Annotated in this window: 21 protein-coding genes, 1 tRNA gene and 2 rRNA genes; 12 read left to right on the top strand and 12 right to left on the bottom strand. The window is 43.9% G+C overall.

Annotation, left to right across the window (positions count from 1 at the left end):
- The first annotated feature begins 227 nt into the window (after positions 1-227).
- From P7F88_RS11500 to P7F88_RS11490, 3 genes are all read left to right on the top strand, one after another.
- Positions 228-3118 (top strand): 23S ribosomal RNA (locus tag P7F88_RS11500).
- 97 nt (positions 3119-3215) lie between these two features.
- Positions 3216-3331, top strand: a 5S ribosomal RNA gene (rrf, locus tag P7F88_RS11495).
- A 12-nt stretch (positions 3332-3343) separates the two neighbouring features.
- Positions 3344-3434 (top strand) — tRNA-Ser (locus P7F88_RS11490).
- A gap of 63 nt (positions 3435-3497) precedes the next feature.
- Here P7F88_RS11490 and P7F88_RS11485 read toward each other — a convergent pair.
- The 7 genes from P7F88_RS11485 to lptM all read right to left on the bottom strand — a co-directional run bounded on the left by P7F88_RS11485 (position 3498) and on the right by lptM (position 10802).
- Positions 3498-5978 (bottom strand): bifunctional diguanylate cyclase/phosphodiesterase, encoded by a 2481-nt coding sequence (locus P7F88_RS11485; protein ID WP_277825759.1) that lies wholly within the window; start codon positions 5976-5978, stop codon positions 3498-3500.
- A gap of 222 nt (positions 5979-6200) precedes the next feature.
- Entirely contained in the window at positions 6201-6917 is a 717-nt protein-coding gene (yigB, locus tag P7F88_RS11480) for a 5-amino-6-(5-phospho-D-ribitylamino)uracil phosphatase YigB (RefSeq protein ID WP_277824866.1), read from the bottom strand.
- Between the two features lie 10 nt (positions 6918-6927).
- Complete coding sequence (gene xerC, locus P7F88_RS11475; protein ID WP_277824864.1) at positions 6928-7848, bottom strand: tyrosine recombinase XerC; 921 nt, start codon at positions 7846-7848, stop codon at positions 6928-6930.
- Positions 7823-8527 (bottom strand): DUF484 family protein, encoded by a 705-nt coding sequence (locus tag P7F88_RS11470; protein ID WP_277824862.1) that lies wholly within the window; start codon positions 8525-8527, stop codon positions 7823-7825. Before P7F88_RS11470 ends, xerC begins: the two co-directional genes overlap by 26 nt.
- A gap of 19 nt (positions 8528-8546) precedes the next feature.
- A complete protein-coding gene (dapF, locus tag P7F88_RS11465) occupies positions 8547-9377 on the bottom strand; it encodes a diaminopimelate epimerase (RefSeq protein ID WP_277824860.1) in 831 nt (276 codons plus the stop codon).
- A 12-nt stretch (positions 9378-9389) separates the two neighbouring features.
- Positions 9390-10643, bottom strand: a complete 1254-nt coding sequence (gene lysA / locus P7F88_RS11460; protein ID WP_277824858.1) for a diaminopimelate decarboxylase — start codon at positions 10641-10643, stop codon at positions 9390-9392.
- Positions 10644-10682: 39 nt separating this feature from the next.
- Positions 10683-10802: an LPS translocon maturation chaperone LptM gene (lptM, locus tag P7F88_RS26440; protein ID WP_422127836.1), complete on the bottom strand. Its 120-nt coding sequence runs from the start codon at positions 10800-10802 to the stop codon at positions 10683-10685.
- A gap of 76 nt (positions 10803-10878) precedes the next feature.
- Here lptM and cyaY point away from each other — a divergent pair, with 76 nt between their 5' ends.
- On the top strand, positions 10879-11193 hold the full coding sequence (gene cyaY / locus P7F88_RS11450; RefSeq protein WP_277824856.1) for an iron donor protein CyaY: 315 nt from the start codon (positions 10879-10881) through the stop codon (positions 11191-11193).
- A 60-nt stretch (positions 11194-11253) separates the two neighbouring features.
- Here the strand turns inward: cyaY and P7F88_RS11445 are convergent, their stop codons facing one another.
- On the bottom strand, positions 11254-13785 hold the full coding sequence (locus P7F88_RS11445) for a class I adenylate cyclase (protein WP_277824854.1): 2532 nt from the start codon (positions 13783-13785) through the stop codon (positions 11254-11256).
- A 368-nt stretch (positions 13786-14153) separates the two neighbouring features.
- On the opposite strand from P7F88_RS11445, the gene hemC reads away from it, so the two are divergent.
- From hemC to P7F88_RS11420, 5 genes are all read left to right on the top strand, one after another.
- Positions 14154-15086, top strand: a complete 933-nt coding sequence (gene hemC / locus P7F88_RS11440) for a hydroxymethylbilane synthase (protein WP_422127981.1) — start codon at positions 14154-14156, stop codon at positions 15084-15086.
- Positions 15087-15121: 35 nt separating this feature from the next.
- Complete coding sequence (locus P7F88_RS11435; RefSeq protein WP_277824849.1) at positions 15122-15883, top strand: uroporphyrinogen-III synthase; 762 nt, start codon at positions 15122-15124, stop codon at positions 15881-15883.
- A complete protein-coding gene (locus tag P7F88_RS11430; RefSeq protein ID WP_277824847.1) occupies positions 15873-17102 on the top strand; it encodes a uroporphyrinogen-III C-methyltransferase in 1230 nt (409 codons plus the stop codon). The genes P7F88_RS11435 and P7F88_RS11430 overlap by 11 nt, the downstream gene beginning before the upstream one ends.
- Positions 17099-18280, top strand: a complete 1182-nt coding sequence (locus tag P7F88_RS11425; RefSeq protein WP_277824845.1) for a heme biosynthesis protein HemY — start codon at positions 17099-17101, stop codon at positions 18278-18280. Before P7F88_RS11430 ends, P7F88_RS11425 begins: the two co-directional genes overlap by 4 nt.
- 318 nt (positions 18281-18598) lie before the next feature.
- On the top strand, positions 18599-19585 hold the full coding sequence (locus P7F88_RS11420) for a porin (RefSeq protein ID WP_277824843.1): 987 nt from the start codon (positions 18599-18601) through the stop codon (positions 19583-19585).
- A gap of 61 nt (positions 19586-19646) precedes the next feature.
- On the opposite strand, the gene P7F88_RS11415 is transcribed toward P7F88_RS11420, so the two are convergent.
- From P7F88_RS11415 to P7F88_RS11400, 4 genes are all read right to left on the bottom strand, one after another.
- Positions 19647-20258, bottom strand: a complete 612-nt coding sequence (locus P7F88_RS11415) for a tRNA-uridine aminocarboxypropyltransferase (protein ID WP_277824841.1) — start codon at positions 20256-20258, stop codon at positions 19647-19649.
- Positions 20258-21283, bottom strand: coding sequence for a COG3650 family protein (locus P7F88_RS11410; RefSeq protein WP_277824839.1), 1026 nt, complete (start codon positions 21281-21283; stop codon positions 20258-20260). The genes P7F88_RS11415 and P7F88_RS11410 overlap by 1 nt, the downstream gene beginning before the upstream one ends.
- Positions 21284-21359: 76 nt before the next feature.
- Complete coding sequence (locus P7F88_RS11405; RefSeq protein WP_277824837.1) at positions 21360-22169, bottom strand: Cof-type HAD-IIB family hydrolase; 810 nt, start codon at positions 22167-22169, stop codon at positions 21360-21362.
- Between the two features lie 124 nt (positions 22170-22293).
- Positions 22294-23274 (bottom strand): alpha/beta fold hydrolase, encoded by a 981-nt coding sequence (locus P7F88_RS11400; RefSeq protein WP_277824835.1) that lies wholly within the window; start codon positions 23272-23274, stop codon positions 22294-22296.
- Positions 23275-23480: 206 nt separating this feature from the next.
- Here P7F88_RS11400 and P7F88_RS11395 point away from each other — a divergent pair, with 206 nt between their 5' ends.
- The 3 genes from P7F88_RS11395 (at position 23481) to P7F88_RS11385 (ending at position 26198) form a co-directional block, all read left to right on the top strand.
- Entirely contained in the window at positions 23481-24707 is a 1227-nt protein-coding gene (locus P7F88_RS11395; RefSeq protein WP_277824833.1) for an EAL and HDOD domain-containing protein, read from the top strand.
- A gap of 115 nt (positions 24708-24822) precedes the next feature.
- Positions 24823-25158: a metalloregulator ArsR/SmtB family transcription factor gene (locus tag P7F88_RS11390; RefSeq protein WP_277824831.1), complete on the top strand. Its 336-nt coding sequence runs from the start codon at positions 24823-24825 to the stop codon at positions 25156-25158.
- 38 nt (positions 25159-25196) lie between these two features.
- Positions 25197-26198 carry an ArsJ-associated glyceraldehyde-3-phosphate dehydrogenase gene (locus P7F88_RS11385; RefSeq protein ID WP_277824829.1) on the top strand — a complete coding sequence of 334 codons (1002 nt, stop codon included), beginning with the start codon at positions 25197-25199 and terminating at the stop codon, positions 26196-26198.
- Positions 26199-26202: the final 4 nt, after the last annotated feature.

The raw sequence follows: 26202 nt of genomic DNA, 5'->3' as shown, positions 1-26202 counted from the left end.
AATTGATATGCGTTGTTATTCAATTAAAAGTTCTCAAATCCTATGTCTTTTAAAGATGTAGGTACCAACACACATTCAAGTGTTCTTGGGAATCTTACATTTTAAGTAAGTATTCATATTTGAGTCCGGCAAAATCGTGTCTGCATCATGTTTAAATAATTGCAGACAACTTTGGTTGTTTGATTAAACAATCTTAAAGGTTTCTTCGAAACTCTTTGGGGTTGTATGGTTAAGTGACTAAGCGTACACGGTGGATGCCTTGGCAGTCAGAGGCGATGAAAGGCGTATTAACTTGCGATAAGCGCAGATGAGGTAGTAAAAACCACTTGAGTCTGCGATTCCTGAATGGGGAAACCCAATTGCATAAGCAATTATCATTAACTGAATACATAGGTTAATGAGGCGAACCGGGGGAACTGAAACATCTAAGTACCCCGAGGAAAAGAAATCAACCGAGATTCCGAAAGTAGCGGCGAGCGAAATTGGACTAGCCCTTAAGCGTTTAATGGTTCAGGTGAACAAGCTGGAAAGCTTGGCGATACAGGGTGATAGCCCCGTAACCGACAAACCCTTTTACGTGAAATCGAGTAAGGCGGGACACGTGATATCCTGTCTGAATATGGGGGGACCATCCTCCAAGGCTAAATACTACTGACTGACCGATAGTGAACCAGTACCGTGAGGGAAAGGCGAAAAGAACCCCTGTGAGGGGAGTGAAATAGAACCTGAAACCGTGTACGTACAAGCAGTAGGAGCCTCCTTGTGGGGTGACTGCGTACCTTTTGTATAATGGGTCAGCGACTTATATTCAGTGGCAAGGTTAACCGTTTAGGGGAGCCGTAGGGAAACCGAGTCTTAACTGGGCGCTCAGTCTCTGGATATAGACCCGAAACCAGGTGATCTAGCCATGGGCAGGTTGAAGGTTGAGTAACATCAACTGGAGGACCGAACCGACTAATGTTGAAAAATTAGCGGATGACTTGTGGCTAGGGGTGAAAGGCCAATCAAACCTGGAGATAGCTGGTTCTCCCCGAAAGCTATTTAGGTAGCGCCTCGGACGAATACTACTGGGGGTAGAGCACTGTTAAGGCTAGGGGGTCATCCCGACTTACCAACCCTTTGCAAACTCCGAATACCAGTAAGTACTATCCGGGAGACACACGGCGGGTGCTAACGTCCGTCGTGGAGAGGGAAACAACCCAGACCGCCAGCTAAGGTCCCAAATTATTACTAAGTGGGAAACGATGTGGGAAGGCTAAAACAGCTAGGATGTTGGCTTAGAAGCAGCCATCATTTAAAGAAAGCGTAATAGCTCACTAGTCGAGTCGGCCTGCGCGGAAGATGTAACGGGGCTAAGTAATAAACCGAAGCTGCGGCTGCTAGCATTTGCTAGCGGGGTAGGGGAGCGTTCTGTAAGCCGTTGAAGGTGGTCTGTAAGGGCTGCTGGAGGTATCAGAAGTGCGAATGCTGACATGAGTAACGATAAAGGGGGTGAAAAACCTCCTCGCCGGAAGACCAAGGGTTCCTGTCCAACGTTAATCGGGGCAGGGTAAGTCGACCCCTAAGGCGAGGCCGAAAGGCGTAGTCGATGGGAAACGGGTTAATATTCCCGTACTTCTTACAATTGCGATGGGGGGACGGAGAAGGCTAGGTGGGCCTGGCGACGGTTGTCCAGGTTCAAGTGCGTAGGCTTGAGAGTTAGGTAAATCCGGCTCTCTTTAAGGCTGAGACACGATGTCGAGCACCTACGGGTGTGAAGTCATTGATGCCATGCTTCCAGGAAAAGCCTCTAAGCTTCAGATTGTAAGGAATCGTACCCCAAACCGACACAGGTGGTCGGGTAGAGAATACCAAGGCGCTTGAGAGAACTCGGGTGAAGGAACTAGGCAAAATGGTACCGTAACTTCGGGAGAAGGTACGCTCTCGACGGTGAAGAGATTTACTCTTGGAGCTATTGAGAGTCGCAGATACCAGGTGGCTGCAACTGTTTATTAAAAACACAGCACTGTGCAAAATCGTAAGATGACGTATACGGTGTGACGCCTGCCCGGTGCCGGAAGGTTAATTGATGGGGTTAGACCTTGTGTCGAAGCTCTTGATCGAAGCCCCGGTAAACGGCGGCCGTAACTATAACGGTCCTAAGGTAGCGAAATTCCTTGTCGGGTAAGTTCCGACCTGCACGAATGGCGTAATGATGGCCACGCTGTCTCCACCCGAGACTCAGTGAAATTGAAATCGCTGTGAAGATGCAGTGTACCCGCGGCTAGACGGAAAGACCCCGTGAACCTTTACTACAGCTTGGCACTGAACATTGAGCCTACATGTGTAGGATAGGTGGGAGGCTTTGAAACACTGTCGCCAGATAGTGTGGAGCCATCCTTGAAATACCACCCTTGTATGTTTGATGTTCTAACTTAGCCCCGTTATCCGGGGTGAGGACAGTGCCTGGTGGGTAGTTTGACTGGGGCGGTCTCCTCCCAAAGCGTAACGGAGGAGCACGAAGGTGGGCTAATCACGGTTGGACATCGTGAGGTTAGTGCAATGGCATAAGCCCGCTTGACTGCGAGAATGACAATTCGAGCAGGTGCGAAAGCAGGTCATAGTGATCCGGTGGTTCTGAATGGAAGGGCCATCGCTCAACGGATAAAAGGTACTCCGGGGATAACAGGCTGATACCGCCCAAGAGTTCATATCGACGGCGGTGTTTGGCACCTCGATGTCGGCTCATCACATCCTGGGGCTGAAGTCGGTCCCAAGGGTATGGCTGTTCGCCATTTAAAGTGGTACGCGAGCTGGGTTTAGAACGTCGTGAGACAGTTCGGTCCCTATCTGCCGTGGGCGTTGGAGAATTGAAAGGGGCTGCTCCTAGTACGAGAGGACCGGAGTGGACGAACCTCTGGTGTTCGGGTTGTCATGCCAATGGCATTGCCCGGTAGCTAAGTTCGGAATCGATAACCGCTGAAAGCATCTAAGCGGGAAGCGAGCCTTGAGATGAGTTCTCCCTGGCGCTTAAAGCGTCCTAAAGGGTTGTCGTAGACTACGACGTTGATAGGCAGGGTGTGTAAGCGTTGTGAGGCGTTGAGCTAACCTGTACTAATTGCCCGTGAGGCTTAACCATACAACACCCAAAGGGTTTTGTGGGCTCAGAGCCAAGAATATTGAATGTGTAACTACAGAACTAGAATTAACATCAGTTTTCCGAATTAAAGAATTTGCTTGGCGACCATAGCGTTGTGGACCCACCTGATTCCATGCCGAACTCAGAAGTGAAACGCAATAGCGCCGATGGTAGTGTGGGGCTTCCCCATGTGAGAGTAGGACATCGCCAGGCTTTAAAATTTGCGGAGAGATGGCTGAGTGGTTGAAAGCACCGGTCTTGAAAACCGGCATACGTTAATAGCGTATCTAGGGTTCAAATCCCTATCTCTCCGCCACTATTAAGAAAGCCCGCTGAGAAATCAGCGGGCTTTTTGCATACTGCCTAATAGCAACATCATCTACAAAGGTTTGGGTTCACCAAAGTAGTAGCCTTGTAGATAATCAAATCCTAGATCCTCAGCTATCATCGCTATTTCCTGGCTGTGAACGAATTCAGCAACCGTTTTAGCGCCGAACACGGAGCATAGGTTAACTAATGCTTTGGTCACATCTCTCTGCTTTTTATCCTTATCTATGTTCTTTATTAAGCTGCCATCAAGTTTAATGATTTGCGGCTCTAGCTTAATAATCTCATCGATGTTCGAATAACCTGAGCCAAAGTCATCGATAATAATCTTAGCGCCAAGAGACTGTAAGTGATTACACACTTCTCTGACGCGTGCATAATCCTTTATCTCTTCTGTCTCCAAAACTTCTAGACCAACTCTTTCGGGGCTATCCAGAGACAAAATATGCTCTTCAAGCAGGCATATGGTTTTTTCGCTTACCAAATCCTGAGGATTAAGGTTTAGGGAGAAATTACCCGACCTGTTTCGCATAAGATCAAATGTATTTGAGATCATCTGCCGGCTGAGTCTGGTGTATAGATGAGTACCCTCAATAATAGGCAGGAATAAACCTGGAGAAATAATTTGCTCACCCTCGCGGATGCGAACCAGGCACTCTTGTGAGTATTGATTATGAGAACCAGATTTGACTATTGGTTGCGCGTAGGTTCGGACCTGATTTTGTAGTATCGCTCTACTGACGACTGACAACCAATTTAACTGAGACTGGCGCTCGTCTACTTTGAGCTGAAGCTCTTTAGCATTGCAGACATGGCGATTATGTTGCTTTGCCCAGCGACGAGCTTCTATCGACTTTATAAGAAGCTCATCAGGCGACAACATAGGATAGTCTTTAGCGCTTATAATACCCGCGTTGACGGATATAGATATATGATCCATCTCAGGAAGACCGATAGGCCTGAAGTTGATCTGTTCAAGCTGTTCGACAAACTCATAGAATCCACGCTGGACGGTTTCCGCATCGTTGTTTGAGTCAATAATTAAAGCCCATTCACCTATACCAATGCTATATAGCTCTTTATTTGGAAAACGCAGTTTGGACTGCTTGCGACCGTAATGGCTTATATCCATCAAAAGCTGGTCACCAATGCGATAACCATACTTCTCGTTGATTTGAGTGAAGTTCATTAACTTCATCGTCACGAGATGCTCATTGAGCTTTAGCTTGCTGAGTTGTTCTTTCAGGGCAATACGATTAGGTAGAGAGGTTCGATGATCTAATCGGTAACTTTCCGTTAGTCTGAGAGCTTGATCTTTGAGTCTCTGTTCCATGCTCTTCTGCATACTGTCTACATCAGATATAGCATTGTGAATGAGCGAAAATAACGGAGTTACTCGATCTCTTTTAGTGTTAATCTTTGGTTTGAACTCATCACGCTTAGATTCACCCTCTCGCAGTGCAAGGTAAGTAAGGCTATGGTGAAGTATCTTCTGTTGTCCTGAACAGCAAAACTCACCACTGAAGTAGCTTCCGACTGTTTTCGCTACCTTCTCAAATTGAAGCAACTCCTTTTCACCTTCAGCGTAATTTATACGAGAAGAACAGTTATAGACAAAAAGCGCGTCCGGAGAGTCCTGAGCCAATTGTTCGGCCTCTAACTGTACCTGTTCTAATGTCAGGGATGGATGATTAAAGCAGAACCTAACCTTGTCTCCAACCTCTAGATTGCCACTAAACTCGATATTGTCCCCAGTTACGTTCTCGGGAATACAAATATCTTGATTAATTCTTTCGCCACGCATTAACGGGAAGCTTTTAAGCTCGTAAAGCGAGAGCATTTTTCCATCCCCAAGATAATGTCGATACAGATCGGAACACCTTCGGTGATCCAGGCTTAATACCTTGCTTCCTTCTACCTGGGTTACTTCGAAAGTCCTTCCAACCGGGTTCCACTCGATAAAGCCGCTATGCCATGCGTGAAGGTCTTTACCATGCAAGGCAATAGCAGTAAGCGCGTTTGTTGCTATCTCTTCATTGAGAAGCACCCAGGAGCCATATTCGTTAACCTGAGAGATACCTCCTGCTAAGGAGATGGTTAGCGCACCCGAGTTAAAGCTGGAGAAAAGCTCACAATCTTTTGAATCAATGCCGTCTGCAAAGCTGATGATGGCTTTGGAGTCTTCATTGAGAAATAGGTTTTTGCAAAGGTTCCAGTTTTCGCCGGCTTCATTAAGCTCTTCTGGAACTTTAAGTAGCGTTGAAGTCGTGGTGGTGTCAGTAAACTCAGAGAGTATGACAAGGGTATCGTTACCTAATATTTTTGCATCATGGATATAGTTGCATGTGCTATGACCTAAGACTTCGACATTGTCTATGAACTCTCTTAGGGTCGCACTTATTTCTAACGCGACTTCTGCACTTTGAGTTGAGCATATCTGTGCGAGATAGTGGTATTGGGGATGTGTTCTGACGTTTTTAAGTTCGCCAACAAGCTCTCGCTTACTAGCAACAATAAACGAATAGTTCTTCATCAAATTAGTTAATACCTAATATTTTTATATGGATTAAACCTAGCCTTCTATTGGTTATAAATGAATCTAGCGCTAACTGCCTGTTTATTAGTCTAACTATGTTACGTAGATCAGGTTTTAACTATTTGATAGATTGGTAAATTATGTAAGATTGGGATTTATGTGCTACGCCTTTCAGGGAAGAATGAGGGCTTGAATGAATTTTTATTCATAAAGTTATTATCAGGTAAGAAATAATAATTGCTCGAGATGACTGATTTCTATGTCTGGAAGTGCGCGGGCTTTTTTAGTGTTTTTAATGTTCTTATCACTATAGTTCGACCAACACGCCTGAAAGCCAGCAACCTTGGAGCCCATTACATCGGTGTTGAGATGATCTCCAACGTGCAGAATATTTTCTCTTGCTGTTTTTAAATAAATTGCACTTGAATCGAACATATCAGAAAAAGGCTTAGAGCGGCCATCAGGACCGGCTTTGTAGACTTTTTGAAAGTAGCAGCCAATACCAATTATGTCGGGATCTACATTACCGTTAGTAATTGCGATAAGAGGAAACTTTTCAGAAAGTTGAGCCATTACTTTATGAGTAATATCTGGAACATCTACCTGATTTCTTAACCATAGTGCGTGCTCAATACCTTCTGCTGAGGCTGTTCTAGCTGCTTCACTGGTATAACCAAGACGACTAAGACCCACTTCAATTTGAGTCTGTCTCCATAGAGTTACGTCATGGCAAATGTCAGGGTTTTCGAGCGCTATCTCTCTCTTTATCTGTTGCCATTGAGTAATTGGAACAGAAGAGGATATAGGGTGCTGGGTATACAGCCAATTAACCATTTCTCGCTCGACGTTTTCGATAACAGGGCGGTTATCATACAAGGTATCGTCCAGATCGAATGTAAGTGCTTTAACTGGCTTTAGGTTTCTGTATATCAGCATGGAAACTATCCTACTTCTTCTTTTTTGCTCTTGGGTGGGCTTTGTCGTATTCCTGAGCCAGATGCTGGAAGTTGAGATGAGTATAGACCTGAGTAGTCGAAATATTCTCATGCCCTAGCATTTCTTGTACTGCTCTAAGGTTGCCGCTTGACTCTAATATATGGGTTGCAAATGAGTGCCGGAGCTTGTGAGGGCTTATATGGCTAGCCACTCCTTGCTTGAGTCCCCATTCTTCCATTCGCTTTTGTATGCTTCTGTGAGAGATTCGCCGTCCTAGCCTGGAAATAAATAGAGCCGACTCTTCTTGTTTTAACAAAGCAGGCCTGTGTTTCAGCCATTTAGCAACCCACTCTTTAGCCAGGCCGCTATAGGGCACCTTTCGCTCTTTATTTCCTTTACCGATAACCCGTATCTCGTCAGAGCTAAATTGGATATCTTTGACCTCAAGGCTGACAAGTTCAGCCAGACGCAGCCCGGTACCATACATCAGTTCCATGATAGCCCGGTCACGAACCGCTAAAGGATCGCTTTCATCTACTTCCAGCAGTTGGCCTACTTCATCTACATCCAGGTTTTTGGGGAGACTTTTACTCTTTCTTGGAGCAGAAATCCCCTTAGCAGGATTGGCTGACAGCTGACCTCTAAGTATGAGGAAATCGAAAAAGCTTCGAAGTGAAGAAAGACGAGTCGCAATACTATTGTGCTTAAGGCCTTGCCTTACGCCCTTGCTTACCGCCTGCCTCACCCACTTAGCATCAACATCTTTCCAATGCATCAGACCTTGTTCATGTAAATCTATTGCAGTGGATTCTAGTTGCTGTCGATAGTTCTTTATCGTAAGAGGGCTCAGGCCACGCTCGCTTCTTAGGTATTCAAAAAAGCGAGCCAGGGGTTCTGATAGGTTATCAGGCAGTTGTTTGTTCAGCGACATCGCTATCGTTCTCACTAGCCCACTTCGTGCTTGAAATAAGGTGCGAAACAACCAGAGCAAGGTGACGGAGGAACAGAGTGTCCATATTCGGTTGGAAATGGCCACCATCTTCTGATGAAAAAGCGATTATCCCTAAAGGCTTATGTTTGTTCAGAGAAAGTACAACATAAGAGCCAAGTTCAGGAACATTCTGATCGCCAAAAAGAAGTTCACGATCTGCTTTTCTTAAGCGTCCCAGGTAGGCATCCTTCCCGTTGAAGTGATTAGTAGCAAACCTGTGCCAGTCATCATATCTCAAGTAGTAGTTGCTATCGGCACAGTCAATTAGTCTGACATATCCCTTTAATCCGAGCGCTCTTGCTTTGTCGTCAATGCACTGAATCAGATCATCGATTGTAGAGCTTTTGAGTACAGCTTCTTGAAGTTGCATAAACTCATAGAATGTCTTGTCGTTTTCGGCTGCTAAAGACATTAGCTGAGTTATTTCTTCTTCAAGATCCTGTATTTTTTCTCTCTGCCTGCGCAGTTGAATTTCTACCAGAGAAATTGCACCTTGCTCCTGATGAGGTAAGGATAGCTTATCTACCAATCCCGGGCGGCTTTTAAAAAAGTCGGGATAGTCTCTAAGGTACTCTTCGACTATTTCCGCTGTCAGAGCGCCTGGTTCTACTTGAGACACAACATGTCCTCTCTAATTACTAGCAACTTATTTGGCCGTCGAACACATGTGCGACAGGTCCTGTCATATAAAGCGGGTGTCCTGGGCCTTCCCAACGGATAGTTAAATCTCCACCAGGCAGATGAACGGCGACTTCACTGTCAAGGTTACCCTGAACAATACCTACAGCTACTGCGCCACAAGCACCACTTCCGCAAGCCTGAGTTTCTCCTGCGCCACGTTCGTATACACGAAGACGAATATCGTTGCGGTTGACTATCTGCATAAATCCAGCATTAACTCGCTCGGGAAAGCGCTCATGTGATTCCAGCAGCGGACCTAAAGTATCTACGTCTGTTGTATCAACGTCGTCTACAGTCGTCACAACATGAGGATTTCCCATGCTGACGGCGCCACAGAAAAGCGTATGTTCTTCGGCGCGAAGAATGTAAGTTTTTTCTGTTTGCTTAGCTTTAAATGGAATTTTCGAAGGCGTAAATTCTGGTTCGCCCATATTAACGGTAACCAGATTATCGTCTTCTACTTTCAGTACCATTTTGCCTTTTTTGGTACTTACATTAATGCTGAACTTGTTTGTAAGTCCCTTCATTCGCACGAATTTGGCGAAACAGCGAGCACCATTGCCACACTGTTCAACCTCACTACCATCAGCATTAAAAATACGGTAGTGAAAATCAGTTTCTGGATCATAGGGAGCTTCGACCACCAAAAGCTGATCAAAGCCGATTCCCGTATGTCTATCGGCAAGGCGTCGAATTAAATCCGGAGAAAAAAATATGTTCTGGGTAATGCAGTCAACAACCATAAAGTCATTACCCAGTCCGTGCATTTTAGAAAAATGGAAATGCATAATGTATCTGTGTTACTCCGGTAGCAGGTGTTCTAGTTGCCATAGGTCAGTGATTTTCTCACGTTCTCTGATTAGGTGCACTTTGTCGCCATCTACCATGACTTCAGCGGCTCTTGCTCGAGCATTGTAGTTTGAAGACATAGAGAAGCTGTAAGCACCAGCAGAACGAACCGCAAGTAAATCATCCTGTTCGAGAATCAGTTCACGATCTTTACCTAAGAAGTCGCCTGTTTCGCAAACCGGGCCAACGATATCGTAGGTATGCGATTCGCCTTCTCGTGGTTTTAGAGGAACGATATCTTGCCATGCAGAGTAAAGAGCAGGGCGCATAAGATCATTCATTGCAGCATCAACAATGGCGAAGTTTTTAAACTCGGTATGCTTCAGGAACTCAACTTTAGTCAGCAAAACACCAGCGTTAGCAGCAATAGCACGGCCTGGTTCAAAGATCAGTTCGATTTCAGGATGATTCTTTAGACGTGCAAGCAGCGCTTTCGCGTAATCAGAAGGTTGTGGTGGCAACTCATCTTTATAGATAACACCCAAACCACCCCCAACATCAAGGTGATTGATATGTATTCCGTCTTCGATTAGTTCATCGATCAGTGTGAGCAGGCGATCCGTTGCATCGATGAAAGGTTCGATTTCGGTAAGCTGAGAACCGATATGACAATCGATACCATGTACATCGATAAACTCAAGGCTGTCAGCATAAGCGTAGACTTCTTTAGCTCGCTCAAACGCAATACCGAATTTATTGTCTCTTAAACCAGTTGAGATATAAGGGTGGGTTTTGGCATCAACATCAGGATTAATACGCAGCGAAATAGGAGCCTTAACTTTGAGCTCTGAAGCCACTTTATTCAGGCGATCCAGCTCTGGTTCTGACTCAACATTGAAGCACTTTATATTCAGCTCTAGTGCGCGCTTCATTTCCGCTTCTGTTTTACCTACACCAGAAAATACGATTTTGGATGCTTCCCCACCTGCTGCCAGAACTCTTTCCAGTTCGCCACCAGATACGATGTCGAAGCCTGATCCTAGTCTTGCAAGAGCATTTAACACACCGATATTTCCGTTAGCTTTCACCGCATAACAAACCAGGTGAGGGTGTTCACCTACTGATTTATCAAATGCGTTCCAGTGACGCTCTAAAGTGGCTCTGGAATAGACGTAAAGTGGTGTGCCGTACTGGCTAGCTATATCAGCGAGTGGGACATTTTCAGCCCATAGCTGGCCATCATCCTGATAATTAAAATAATCCAATGTTGTGTTCCCTGCTTATTTCTTACGATTTGTGCTTTGTTAGGATTGCGTTGTTTTTGTCTGGTTTCCATCTTCTGGCATATAAAGAGGTCCGGTGTTACCGCAACCCGCTAAGCCAAGAAGTGATGTCAGACAAAGTGCTGCTAGTATCTTTTTCATAGTACATATCGTGATTATTGATTCAATGCCCCCTATAATCGCACTACCGATAAGAAAAGCAATAGGATAGAGCAGGATGAATGCAACTGAATTTCATGAATTGGCTGATGAAGAGTTAAGTCAAATTGAAGATGCAATAGATGAATCTGGCGCAGACATTGATTTTGAAAGAACGGGAAATGTTTTGACGTTGGAATTTGAGGATAGAAGTCAGATAGTTATCAACAAACAGGAGCCAATGAGCGAAATTTGGCTGGCTTCAAAATCTGGCGGTTTTCATTTTTCTTATCAGGATCAGAAATGGATTTGCTCCAAAACCGGAAGTGAGTTTTTTGAAAAAGTAAAAGAAGAATGCGTTAAACACGCTCAGGAAGAGATTGATTGGGAGTAATCAGTTTCTGAAAGTAAAAAGGAGCGACTCACCGCTCCTTTTCTGAATTCTGATTGTCGGTTAAGCGTTTACCGCTTTAGGGGACTTTACCGGCGCACCCCCGTCATTTCGGTAAGGTACAATATATTCGCTGCCATCATCGCACTTCACAATCTGATAGTACTGAGGCAGATTAAAGTTGATAAGGTGATTCTCTGTTTCATCTTCACTGGAAGAAGTATAGAAGCGGTTAACACTCGCGATCATGGAGTCTTTGTCACCGTTAAACTGGTGATAAACCTCTACTTCGTTTTCTTCATCTAGAACGTAAATGTTGAAACCAACTTCGGTGTCCTCAAAGAAGAACTGAACCAGACCTTCACTTGCGAAGCCATCAACAACCTCTGGCATATGATAATCCTGCTCTTTGTCCAGCATAGAGAGAGGAGAGCCCTGCAGTTTGTTGATAGAAATGCTCTTATAGAAGTCGACAGAGTTTTCCAGTTTTTGTACAGATACGCCACGCCTTTCAAAGAACAAGCCGAACATTTCGTTCGCTACTTTGATGGCTTTGAAGCGTCTGCGTTTCTGCTGCTCAACAGGTTTTAGCCTTAGCTCAATGCATTCTGCAAGTAACTGATAAACACAGTTGCGCATAATTCCACGCATGTTTTTGCTGTAACAGAACACATCGACAGATTCTGGTGGAAGAGCGTCTTGATGCATTTTACCCAAAATAGTTTTCAGTGCATCCAGAATGGCAGTTTCACCAGTAAAGTGAAGCGTTCTGACTTCATGCCATGAGTTTCTGTAAACCAGATCAACGCTGCCAACCAGGTTTTTGCTTTCATCACCAAAGCTGAAGATATCGGTATTTCTGACATCTATCTTGGTTGTCTTTGGATTCATATCCAGTTCAGCAGTCGGGTCGTCTTCAAAGTTGATAAACATCGCTAGCTGACTGATTTCACACGGACTGCCTAAAGCTTGCATCGTCGGGCGACGCTTACGTAGTGAGAAGGTGTTTCTTAGGTCGCTCACCATCTGATAGAACTTATCGATATCCAGGTCTGCGTCACGAACAACCGAATGAAGTCGGGTTGATTCCGTAATAAGGCCATTGAAAAACGACCAGGCAACCAGTTTACTCAGGTACTCGTTGTGCTCTAGATAAGGCTGACCAATGATCTCTTTGGCAACTAAAGGTTGCTTGTAGAGATACCATCCGGCTTTGTTTGTTCTGCCTTCTCTGACCTGGATAAAGCTGAGGTTTTCCTCGTGTAGGTCAGGGGATATCTGAGGATTTAATAGCGTTACCTTACCAGGAAGCACCTCAAAAGCTGCATATAATTTACGGGCAAGGATGCTGATGTCTTGCGGGCTGATCGATGAGGTGATGTCATTTCTGCGAGCAAACTGAATAAGATTGCGGTAACTGAGCATCAAGGCATCTAAAAGACCGTGGTGAACCACTTTTACCTGCTTCACTTTCCAGTTACGTCGGTTATCCAGTTCTTCTATCACTGGTGTATCCCAGCCCCACGCATTAGTCATCTCAGAGAGAGCCTTACGACGCCACTCGACAGAGCCACTTCCCGGTTCACGAGAAAGCTTTTCATGAGTTTTCAGATAGAAGCATCGACGCACAAGGTCTAATCGCTTGTGGTCTTTAATTCTCTCAAGGTAGCGAGTTACCTTCTCAAGCATCAAGTAGTAGGAATCCATGCTATACAGATCGGGATCGTACGCAAAGAAACGTCGTTTATAATCGATGCTTAAAAGCTGTGTATGCGGATATTCCCAGGAGTATGCTTCGAGAAGAATGGCTTTGAGTACCGATTTGTATGGAGAGTCGATACTTTTATAAAGTTGCCACAAGTTTGAACCGAAATACTCTTCTGCAGGGATTCGATTTAGCTCACCAAAATCAATCCACTCACTACAATCTATGTCTCCGTTACTACATAACCGAGACACGTATTCGTCGTAACATTCTTCCATCTCTGGCGGGACAATATGCCACAACAACCTTTGACCAGCCATTCGAACCGCAGAACGGTAAAACTCATCTAAAAGTAGAAGGTGCTGAGAAGAGCCGCAGTTGTCACCAGTCATCTCTTCTGACTGGTTGCTACGAAAACGCTCTTCGTCCATTAAGAAGAAGTTTGCCTCAACACCATAACCTTTCGCCCACTCTGTAATCATCATGCACTTATTGCTCAGGTGTGCACGAGCATTACTGTCCATAGATGGCGACACACATACCCAGATATCCAGATCGCTCGAAGTACTTTGCCCGATAGATGAGGTACTGCCCATTGTGTAAAGCGCTAAAACTTGAGGCTCTTCAGCTGTTACAGGCATTTCTTCAACATTCTGAGTCATTAGTTCGATAAACTGCTGTTGTACGTCATTTGGCTCAAAGCCGAAAATGCCATGAGGTACAGGTTTATCGTAATATCCGGGAAGAGATGGGTGATTATAGTGGAAGAGGGCAGGAATATAGTTGAATACTTGTTGGCTTTGAACATCCATAAGTGCCAGCGCGCGATCAATTCGCTGCTGATTAAGTATATCGAGTCTACTTATAATTTTATGGGTATAAGCCTGCAAGAGGTATTCCTTGATTGATAGTTTTTCGTTCTGATTTCGTTTGAATTTTATTCTTTATAGGCAACAAAACGTGATCAATTTAACACTTTTGGCCATCTGAGTAAAGAAAATACGATCCGCTTCAATACTTTCAACAGAATGAAACATTAGCATCAAAATGGGATGAAAGTCTCTACTTTTTTCATGGGTACCTAATACTAGTGTAGTCCACAACTGCGACTTACATCACAGTATTTTTATCTAATGATGAAAATCATGTTTCTTTTTATCACTACTAATAACAACTAATGATTCCTGTGCGGTTAGAGTGGTAGGATAGCTTCAAATCTATAACAAGTACTGGAAGTTGTTTCGCTATGTCCGAAAGTATTACCAATCAACCTATTCGTATCGCTACCCGTAAAAGTCCACTAGCCCTTTGGCAAGCCCACTATGTAAAAGATGCCCTGATTGCAGCTCATCCCGGTTTGGAAGTTGAGCTGGTTACAATGGTAACCAAGGGCGATGTTATTCTGGATACTCCTTTAGCCAAAGTTGGCGGAAAAGGTCTTTTTGTAAAAGAGCTTGAAGTTGCCATGTTAGAAGGCAGAGCAGATCTTGCTGTGCACTCAATGAAAGATGTACCGGTAGATTTTCCTGAAGGATTGGGTTTGGTAACTATATGTGAGCGTGAAGACCCTCGTGACGCTTTTGTATCTAACACATACAACAATCTTGATGAATTGCCTGAAGGTGCGGTAGTGGGAACCTGTAGCTTACGACGTCAATGTCAGCTAAAAGAAGCAAGACCCGATCTACAGATTAAAGAACTTCGTGGCAATGTAGGCACCAGGCTGGGTAAGCTTGATGCTGGTGAGTACGACGCAATCATTCTCGCGGCGGCAGGCCTTAAACGACTTGAACTCGAAGAGCGTATCCGAAGCTTTATCGAACCAGAACAATCTTTACCAGCTGTCGGCCAGGGCGCAGTAGGCATTGAATGCCGACTTGATGACGAAAGACTTATCAAGCTGCTTGAACCGTTAAACGATGCAGATACGGCAGATCGGGTACGCTGTGAAAGAGCAATGAATCTGACGCTTGAAGGTGGTTGCCAGGTGCCTATCGGTAGTTACTCTTTATTAGATGGCGATGAAATCTGGCTACGTGCGTTGGTGGGTGAGTCGGATGGCAGCAAGATTGTTCGTGGTGAAATCCGCGGAAGTAGAAAAGATGCCGAGTCATTAGGTGTAGAGCTGGCAAACGAGCTGCTTGAAGATGGTGCAAAAGAAATTCTTGAAAGGCTTTACAGCGAACATTAAGAGTGCCAGCTAAAAAATGAGGTGAGTTTGACGTAATGAATGCGGTAATAGTCACGCGGCCAAGTCCTGAAGGTGAAGCCTTATGTGAATCGCTTGAAGGTGTTGGCATTCAGGCATTTCACTTACCTCTTATTTCTTTTATTAAAGGAGCAGAAGCAGAAGGGTTGCCCTCTTTGCTTAAAAGCTCTGACATAGTTATTGCTGTTAGCAAGCCCGCAGTTGAATGGGCGCACAGAATTTTGTGTCAATATGAACAAGATTGGCCGGAAAAATTGCGGTATCTTGCAATTGGTCAAAAAACCGCCGACGAACTCAGCAAATGTACCCAACAGGAAGTACACTACCCTGAGGTAAGCGATAGCGAGCATTTCCTTAAACTGCCTTTATTAGAACGAGTCCATGATAAGAAAGTTCTGATACTAAGAGGGAATGGTGGACGTGAGCTTATTCGTGACAAACTATCTGGCAGAGGCGCAATAGTTAATTATTGTGAAGTGTACCAGCGTCAAACACTCGTTTTTAATGGACACTCTGAGATAGAAAAGTGGCAAAGGAATAACATTGACTCTATTGTCGTAACCAGTGCGGATCAGCTAACCATCTTAATGAAAGCTGTTCCAGAGAATTATCATCATTGGCTTTGTACCAGAACGTTACTGGTTCCCAGCTATCGAATTGCAGAGATTGCTTCTGAATTCGGTTTTGCTAGCGTGAAAGTAACAGGGAGCGCCTCCAACTCTGAACTGTTAACAACAATACAGTCGTTTTCAACAACAGGACTTACGCATGACAAATAAGAAAAATGAGAATTTGGAACCTGAAAACAAACAAGACTCTCAACCCGAAGAAAAAAATGATGCTGTCGTAGAGGCTCCGCAAGAAGAGAGCAAATCTGAGCCTGAAGTTGAGAAAACTCCAGAACCAGAAACAGCGTCGGCAGAGGAAAAAACAGAATCCCAACCAGCGCCACAACCGCAGCAGAAGCAGGGCAATAAGGGTACCAAACTAGCAACCTTAGCTATCGTACTGTCGCTCTTTATCGGTGGTGGTGTCGCGTATATGACCAACCAGCAAGCTCAACAGTATAAAGCTCAGGTTGAAGCGCTAAAGTCTCAGGTTAACCAGTTAAGTGCGCAACTGGATAAGAAGCTTTCAGATACAACTGCAAGCGTTTCTTCAAAAGTAGGCACTCTTGAGGCCCAGACAGAGACTCTGTTTAATCAACAGAATGAAAGCATCAAAAGTTTGCAGGTTGCTATTTCCGATATCAAAGGACGTCGTCCTAATGACTGGCTGCTTGCTGAGGCTGACTACCTGGTAAAACTGGCAGGCAGAAAGCTGTTTTTAGATAAAGATGTAGAAAGCGCGACCTTATTAATGGAAAGTGCGGATCAGAGAATATCGGCACTAAACGATCCTAGCCTGGTACCGCTTCGTAAAGAAATGACCAAGGATATTGTTGCGCTTAAAGCTGTACCGTTGATTGATAGGGAAGGGTTAGCCATTCGCCTGTCGACACTGCAGCAACAGGTTGACGATCTGCCATTAGCAAATGCTATTTTGCCAGAGGCACCTGAAGTTGAAGCCGCAGAGGTGTCAGAAGATATCAATGACTGGCAAGAAAACTTGATGACTTCCCTTAAGGACTTCTCTGAGCAGTTTATTACTTTCCGTACCCGAGACGGCAATGTGATTCCTCTTCTTTCTCCGAAGCAGCACTACTATCTGAAAGAGAACATTAAAGGCAAGATCGAGAGCGCAATCAGGGCGATTTATACCGAGAATACTGAAGTATACCAATCCTCTCTGAAGCTTGCAGACGACTGGTCTACACAGTTCTTCAAGCTTGATGATCCTTCTGTTGTTCAGTTTAACAAAGCGCTTAGCGAGTTGAGCAAGAAAGATATCCAGGTTAATTATCCGGTTAAATTAACTTCTCAGAAGGCACTTTCTGACGTTATCAATGAAAGGCTACGCAGAGAAGTGACCAGTATGACCATGGAGGAGAAAAAATGATTCGATCTATTTTCCTCTTTGTAGTTCTGGGACTTGGCTTGTTTGTCGGAACGCAGTTTTCCGGGCAGCAGGGATATGTGTTGATCTCTATTGCTAACAAAACCATAGAGATGAGTGTTACTACTCTGGTTGTGTTTGTAGTTGCTTTGCTTGCCGCTCTGTTCGGACTTGAATATCTGATAAAGAAACTGCTTCACGCTTCATCGACCACATGGAACTGGTTCAGTGTCAGAAAGATGCGCCGTGCACGCAGATACACTAACGAAGGTATTGTGAAGCTTCTGGAAGGTGACTGGAAAGGCGCGGAGAAGAAGGTTACCCGTTGGGCAAATCACCACGATATGCCGCTGCTGTGTTACCTGATTGCTTCTGAGGCTGCTCAGGAGATGGGAGATAATAGCAAGCGGGAAAGATATCTTGAGCTGGCGCATCAGCAGGATAACTCTGAGCTTGCAGTGCAACTCACCAAGGCAAGACAGTACAATCGAAATGGTCAGTATGAGTCTGCGATTAGTGTTCTTTCTGAACTTAAAGAAACTTATCCAAATAACACGATGGTATTGAGCTTGCTTAAGACTTGTTATGTAAAGCTGGGTGAGTGGAAGCCGCTTCTGGATATGTTGCATAAGCTTGAGAAAGCCGGCCTTGTCGATGCGCAGGAGCGTGAGGAGCTATTCCTTGATGGCCAGTGTGGTTTAATGGAACAACTTGCTCAAGCGAAGGGCAGTGAAGGTTTGTTGTCGCACTGGAACTCTGCACTAAGCAAGAAAGAGAGACAAAACACCAGGCTGGTATTGTGCCTTTCAAATCAGCTTATGCTACGCAAGGCTGACTCAGAAGCCTTTATCATAATCAGAGAGACGCTTAAGAAGAATAAAGATGACGCTCTAGTCGCTATTTTACCAGAGCTTAACCTTCCTGATTTGCATCCGGTGACGGTATTGCTAGAGGGCATCATTAAGAAAGAGCCAGAAAACGCTGTAGCTTACAGTGCTCTTGCTCAGCTTAGCGTAAGGGCCGAGAAGTGGTCTGATGCGCAGGCGCAGTTTGAGAAGGCTCTTTCTATTCGAGCTGATGTTTCTGATTACGCTTACCTGGCGGATGTGCTTGAGAAACAGGATATGACTCAAGCAGCAAACGATGTTTCAAGAAGGGCTTTAACACTAGTTAGTACCTAATACTATTCTGTATATTTAATATAAAAATGGTCAGCTTATGCTGGCCATTTTTATATGTATTCCGTTCTATTTACACATTAATTTACACTTCAATACTTATTTTTCTTTGAAAATTATACTCCGATCATGAATTAATATTTTGTAATTATTTCCGGCTTTAAATTCATTAATTGAATAAATAATATCCTTTCTCGCAGCAGGATTGATTAAATAATCTTCTCATTATTGTTGATTTAAATAAAAAGAATGCTGTTCGAATAAATAACATAATTAATTATTTGCAAATAAGCAGTTAAATTTTTACAAAAGGGTATTAATATGAAATTGAAGCCAATTGCACTAGCTATCCCAATGGTATTGGCAGCAGGTTCTCTATCAGCAGCAGAAATCTATAACAGTGGTGCCAATAGCGTAGAGCTAAGTGGTTGGGCTAAAGCGTCTGGTAACGTTCTTGACGGCGAAAAGCTAACTGGTGAAAAACTGAACTCTGATCTTCACGTTGTTACTGATGCAGAGCTTAGCATTAAAGCAACACATATTGTCGATGAAGAGTCTAAAGTAATTGGTAGCTTTGTTGTTAAAACCGGCAACTCTACAGATACAAATGCTGAGTTTGGTGATATCAAATTTGAATACGATCACACTACTGTAGGTAATATCTCCCTAGGTGACACTGGTAACTCTTTCGGCGCTGTTGAAAAAGCAGGTGCTGGTGAAGGTGGTTCTAACATCTACGCAATTGGCCAGGGTGGTGTAGACGGACGTGGTATCCGTTATAAGAAGTCTGTTGGTGATTTCAGCTTCTCTGCAAACTACGAGACTGACTCTGATTCAAATGCTGATTCAAACTACGCTTACTCGGGCGAATATAAAACAGATATTTTCTCTGTAGCGGCTTCTTACGGCAGCGATGGTGAAGATGCAAGCTCTGTAGGTGTTGGTGCAGACGTTAAGATTGGCGACCTGACTCTAGGTGGCACTTTCATTTCGTTCGAACAAGCTGGCTCTATTAAAGCTAACGACAGCCTTGATATCGATCTAGCAGGTATCGACAACGAAGGTGATGCATACGGCGTTAAAGCTGAATATGTAATCAATGCTGTTAAACTATTTGCTTCTTACCAGAAGATTGATGGTGAAGCTGCGGGTGCAGATGTAGAAGCGACAACAATGTATGCAGGTGTTGCTTATGACTTTACTGACAGCATTCTTGCTTACGCAACTTATCAAACTGGTGAACTAGAGCACGGTGCACTGTCTTCTGAAGCTGATAACTTTGTATTCGGTGCTAAATACTCTTTCTAATATAATTTAATTAGAATGATGTAAAATATAAATAGACCTATCGTTAGATAGGTCTATTTAATTAATGGCTGTATCTATATTTATGTCCACTTTTATCCGCATTGAATACGGATATATAATAATTAAAAAATCGATCTAAATAGTTTTCTTTATTTTTAGCAAATGAACTTATAAGGTGACTTCCAACTTCATAAGTACATAAGTTTCCATCTTCCTGATTTTTCCTTAGCTTATATTCTGACTTTAAAGTTCTCTCAAGGTGAACAGATGCTAATTCTTTTAACCAGGGGCTCTTATTTATCATCTTTTTGGCTTCCTGCCAGGTGCCATCCAGTATAATAAAAAGATACGGTGGATCCTGTAGTGCGTCTTTTTGAGTTAAAGAAGAAAGAGAAACACTCTTATCTGAAGGGTAGAGCACCACAGGCTGATAATCCCCGCTGTTGATCATCTCTATCAATGAGGCTGGTGGGTTTACTCTGTCCCAGATATGTACACTGCTATTGGTGAGCGCACGGTGCAGAAGCTTACCTGTATTGGTATCCCGGTTTAGCTCATTAGGATGGGTCAATAAGGCAAGATGCCATGATGTTGTTACTTTGGGTATCTCGGAGCAGATACACTGAAAGCGGAAGCCGCACTCAGGGCATACTTCCGATTTGTGGTTACTCACTAGTTTGAACTTCCTTCAGAATACAGGACTAAGCCACCATCAGCGATGGGGTACTTGTTGCCATTGATAATCTCTTCTTTAGCTTCCAGCTTTCCGTCGCTCAAAGTAAACAGACGTTCTGATATCAGCCTTTGTCCCTGATATCTTGTCATGATGACTTGAACCTGTTTTGGATTCACCTGCTGCCAGAATCCCCTCTCAATTGTGCTTCCGACGGTACCTTCCGAAGAGTAGGTGATAGTGGCAGAGTGATCTTCTTTCATCGTAAGAGAGATAGAAAATCCACCATTTTTTGTGCTGGTAGCCGAGTAGTTACCACTCCAGTTTAGAGTGGTATCCATATTCGAAAGGCTTGCGCAACCATCAAGTTTTCGATTAGTTAGTTTATTGGTTGCCTTCCAGCCATACAGGGTATCACTCATCGTGTCGGCACATAGGGTTTTGGTGAGTTGCAGTTCACCCTTGTCGCTAGAGTACTCTCTTTTGTCTGAAGTGAGCTTCTTGTTGGTAAGATTAAATGTTGAGTCACTCTCTGGCGTTTGATAGAGCATATGCTGTTTCTCGATGGTTAACGCCCAAAATGGCTCGTTACCAAAAGCTCTCGTATTTACCGGTTTGGTGTAGCAACGGTTAGGGTTTTCGGCTGTAACTATATTGATGTTTGAGACAATAAATTGTGCTTCTAGATCATGGCTTGGTGTATTTTGAATGGTTGGCACCAGATGTCCGATTAACTCTGCGTACAGAGGCTGATAATTGTCTGGTGAAACCTTATCCATGGCTTGGAGTAATTCTGGTCTTGCCTGAATCCAGTATTGTTGCGAGCTTCCACATGGGGTGAACGTGCGGCTATCCGGACCTATAACTAGAGAGCCTCTGGTGATAAATGTCTGAGGCACGGCAGTCTCTGTTGAAACTAATGTCACTTCTTGCTTCCCCGGTAGTTGGTTATCAGTACCAGGTGAACTACAGGCCTGAAGGAAAAGCAAGGTAGATAATGGAATGAGAGCATTGGAGGCTTTCATCGGTTTAATCCTTAAGAAACAAAAATGGTAGCCGCAAAAGACTACCATTGAAATTAGGGGGAATGCTATTGGATGATTAGATCAGGTGATCTTTCAGATAATGAGCAACAGCATCCTCAGCGTTAGTTCCGATAACCTCGTTATCAGGCAGGGCATCAAAAACCTTTTGATGAGCACTGCCCATCACCAGACCTTTACCAGCCATAGATAGCATCTCAACGTCGTTCATACCGTCGCCAAAAGCGATACAATCTTCCAGCTTATAACCGATAGATTCAGCTACTGCTTTTAGTGCTTCACCTTTTGATACTTCCGCAGCCATAATCTCAAGGCAGAAAGGGGTAGAGAATGAAGCATTTACTTTCTCACCAAACTGCTGGTTGATTTCATCTTCAAATTTCGCCAGGTGCTCATGGTCCGGATAAACGAAGAAGATTTTTGCAATACCTGTAGTCGGTGCTTTATCTACATTGAATACACCGTAAGCAAATCCAGAATCTTTATGGAATTTTTTTAGGAACTCATCTTCCTGATTGATAAACCACTCGTCATCTTGATAGATGTTAATTCGGATGTTCGGATCTTTTTTGATTATGTCTATGATTGGCTGAACAATATCGCTATCAACATTTTTGCTGTACAGCAGGTTGTCGTCGAGGTCATGAACGCGTGCGCCGTTGGAGGTAATCATAAATGCAGGAATGCCTACCTGCTCTCTGATGCCTGCTACATCCACATGGTGACGACCCGTTGCAAAAATAAAGGTTTTCCCTTTGTTGTGAAGTTCAACCAGTGTTTTTTTGCTGAATTCGTTGAGCTGGTGGTTGGGCGCTAAAAGCGTGCCGTCAAGATCGGATGCAACTATATGGTATTTCGCTACGGTCATGAGTTCCTCATAAAAAAGTCTGACTGAGTTTATTATTCTGCAATAGCTGGTAGTTTATGAAAAAAACGACCAAAAAAAGAGGGTAAACCTATTTTTCCCCTTTTTAGAACAGACGAACAGTTAACTAGAATTTATCAAAGAAAGAGAAAACCTTTGTTAGGGCAATGTTCCGACAGTTATCCTTTTCGAACAATATCTCATGCCTCGCTCCCTGGATAATTTCCATTTGCGCAGAATGGTTGGTGGTTCTGAGTTTCTGGAAGAAGGTGTTTTGAGCTTGATTAGAAACGATAGCTTCTTCTGAACCTTGTAACAGCAGAAGTGGAATCGTCAATTTTTCTGTATCCCTGATGCATCTCTTAGCGGCGGTAAGCCCCTGCCATATCCATCGTGAGCTGGCTCCACCCACTTGCAGCTCAGGTTTGTCGTTATATAGCTTTCGGAACCACTGGTAACGGGTCTCGCTGTGTGAAAGAGGGTTGTCCTCGAATGGCTTTGATTCATACTGTTTGTGACTGGTGCCGTAGTACGGTTTTGACTGAAACGTCTCTTTCAACTTCATAAAACATACGCTAATTGGTTTCAGGTACCAGGCTATGTTTACGCCGTACATTGGGGCGCTCAGAGCAAGGGCGTCAAATTTGTGCGCTTGTAGTGACTGAAAGTAACGAGTGGCAACCGCTCCTCCCATAGAGTGCGCGACAACAAAACGTTTTTGGTATTTTTCTAGCTGAAAATGTTCTACAACCAGTTCCATATCATCTACATAATCGGAAAACTCATCTACGTGTCCTGCATCGATATCAGAAAGTAAGCGATCTGAAAGCCCCTGACCGCGATGATCAAAGGAATAAACATCGTAACCGTTGCGGTAAAAGTCGTAAAAAAGCTCCTGATACTTCCAAACCGTTTCCACTCTTCCATTTACGATGACGACAGCTTTTGAGTGAGAAGGTGACGTCAGGGATATCCAGTAGAGGTTTTTACGGTCTTTCCCTTGAAGATGACCTTCTGTCCGGGATTGCCATAAAGCCTGAATGTCATTCTCTATGTCTTTCTTGAAAGATAGCTCTGAAGAAATTGAGTAATAAGAATTTTTGGTCATTGTGAGGAAATCTTGGCTTTTTAGAACGATAATTATAGTTAACGCCATACAAGCCTATGGAATGCTGTGTAAGGCTGTAGCGTTAACGTGACAAATTTCACGTAAGTATATAATAGTGTGAAATTAAATTCATAAAACTATATTCACTGTATCTATTGAACGTTACGATTTAAGTGTCTTGAAGTATTTAGGGAAAGAATAATTCGATGTATACGTATGTAGCTCGTCAGCCGATTTTAAATAAGAGTAAGCAAACGATAGGGTATGAATTACTGTTTAGAGATGGTGAGCAGAATGCATTCCCCAGCAGTGTTGGAGAAAACCGCGCCACATATAGGCTGGTGGTAGAAAACTTCCTATCGATGGGTAGAAGCCACTCCGTTCACTCTTCTCGCAGTTTTATCAATTTCACTTACGATTCTATAGTCCATGAACTCCCGCTTATACTACCAAAAGATCAAGTAGTTATAGAGATACTTGAGACGTGTGAGCCGACTCCGGAGCTATTAAAGGAAATCTTAAAGTTGAATCGTTCAGGCTATATGATTGCGCTGGATGACTTCACCTTTGATCACAAATGGGATGAGTTCCTGCCTTATATTCATATCATTAAGATTGATGTGCTGAGGCATGGTATCGATGATGCCTGTGACTATGTTATTGAGCAGAAAGAGAGAGGTATTACAGCTTCGTTTCTTGCCGAGAAGGTAGAGAATCAGGATGAGTTTGAGGCTGCTGTCGAAGCTGGTTTCCGCTATTTTCAGGGCTACTTTTTTAGCAAGCCGGAACTTGTGCAGCAAAAATACGTTAGTCCCGAGCAGGTATTGGCCCTGGAGCTAATAAAAGAGGTAATGCAGCCGGAAGTAGACTATAAGCGGGTAGAGCAGATTATTTCTAAGGATCTATCCCTGTCATATAAGCTATTACGCTTTGTTAATACCATGTCGCCACGAATTGACAAGCCGATTGAGTCTTTCAGGCAAGCATTGGTATATCTTGGGCAAGAAAAATTGAAGGTATTTGTTTCTCTGGCGGCAGCATCTTATGTTTCTGGTAATAAGCCTGTTGAACTCTATAGCTTATCGATGCAAAGAGCTCAGTTTTGTTTGCTGATGTCACGTGTCAGTCAGTTCCAGGGTTATCGCAATCAGGCATTTATTATCGGATTGTTCTCTATGTTGGATGCTTTGATGGATACTCCTCTTGAACAGATGATCGATGACTTACCTCTTTCAGACAACGCAAAGCAGGCACTATTGAGCAGAGAAGGAACGCTTGGGTGTTTATTAAAACTGCAAGAGTGTTATGAGAAAGGAGACTGGTTGGGTTTAGAAGATATTTGTAATGAGCTTGATCTCGAACTGGCCGATGTTAGCCCGATTCTGGTAGAAGCGCAGAAATGGAGCCAGCAGATGCTGGAGATGTCTAAGTAAGCCAGGATACCCCGGCAACAAATATTAAAGTTTGATGACAATAAGCGCGTGTCGGTTGACGCGCGTTTTTTTTATCATAATATATTCGCATATCCGTATATATGAGTTGAGAATAATGCTACCTAATCAGTTTTTCAAAATACTTTCCGACGAAACGCGTATGCGTTGCTTGCTTTTGATCGCAAGAGAAGAAGGCTTGTGTGTATGTGAACTGACGGAAGCACTCAACGAAAGCCAGCCTAAAATTTCCCGTCACCTTGCTCAGCTTCGCCAATCAGGCGTTTTAATAGACGAGCGAAAAGGCCAGTGGGTGATGTATCGGGTGTCAGATAGCCTGCCGGGTTGGTTAGCAAAGATCATCGATGGTTTGAAGAGTTCAAACTGTCTGAAAGAGCAATATCAACAGGATATTGAAAGATTAAATGCTATGGGCGGGCGCCCTTGCGTTTAACTGGTTCTACAAAGAATTTTATATCAGAGGGTTAACAAATGCCTATTAAAGTTGGAATTAACGGTTTTGGTCGAATTGGTCGCCTTGCTCTGCGCGCTTCATTTGATTGGGAAGAACTAGAATTTGTTCAAATCAATGACGTTGCAGGTGACACAAATACACTGGCTCACCTGCTTGAGTTTGATTCGGTTCAGGGTCGTTGGCACCACGAAGTGAAAGCTGATGGCGAAGAGATGGTTATCAACGGTCAGCGCATCAAGACAACTCAAGAGCGTGATATCGATGCAGTCGATTGGTCTGGTTGTGATGTGGTGATTGAATGTACTGGTGTTCATCGCAAAACTTCATTCCTGAACAAGTACCTGGCTCAGGGCGTTAAGCGTGTGGTTGTTTCTGCTCCAGTGAAGGAAGAAGGCATTGCAAACATCGTTGTTGGCGTTAATGACGAAATCTTTGACCCAGCCGTGCATCAGATTGTTACAGCAGCATCATGCACCACCAACTGTATTGCCCCTGTGGTAAAAGTGATCCACGAGAAGCTTGGCATTGAGCAATCTTCTTTCACTACGATTCACGATCTGACAAACACTCAGACTATTCTTGATGCGCCGCACAAAGATCTACGTCGTGCTCGTGCTTGTGGTATGAGCCTAATCCCGACAACAACGGGTAGTGCAACGGCTATCGTTGAAATCTTCCCTGAACTGAAAGGCAAGATAAACGGCCACGCGGTTCGTGTTCCTTTGGCGAATGCTTCCCTGACAGACATCATCTTTGATGTTAAACGCGATACAACGGCGGAAGAAGTTAACGCACTTCTGAAAGAAGCTTCGGAAGGTGAGCTAAAAGGCATCCTTGGCTTTGAAGAGCGCCCTCTTGTTTCTATCGATTACAAGGGCGATCAGCGTTCTACTATTGTAGATGCGATGTCGACTATGGTTGTTGGCTCTCGCATGGTGAAGATCTATGCCTGGTATGACAACGAAATGGGCTATGCAACTCGTACTGCAGAGCTGGTTCGTAAAGTTGGTCTGGCATAAGGGG

Origin of the sequence: Vibrio hannami (assembly GCF_029589055.1) — a bacterium.
GTDB classification, from domain to species: domain Bacteria; phylum Pseudomonadota; class Gammaproteobacteria; order Enterobacterales; family Vibrionaceae; genus Vibrio; species Vibrio hannami.
Note: the sequence above shows the minus strand (reverse complement) of the source record. Positions and strands in the feature narration are given on the sequence as shown.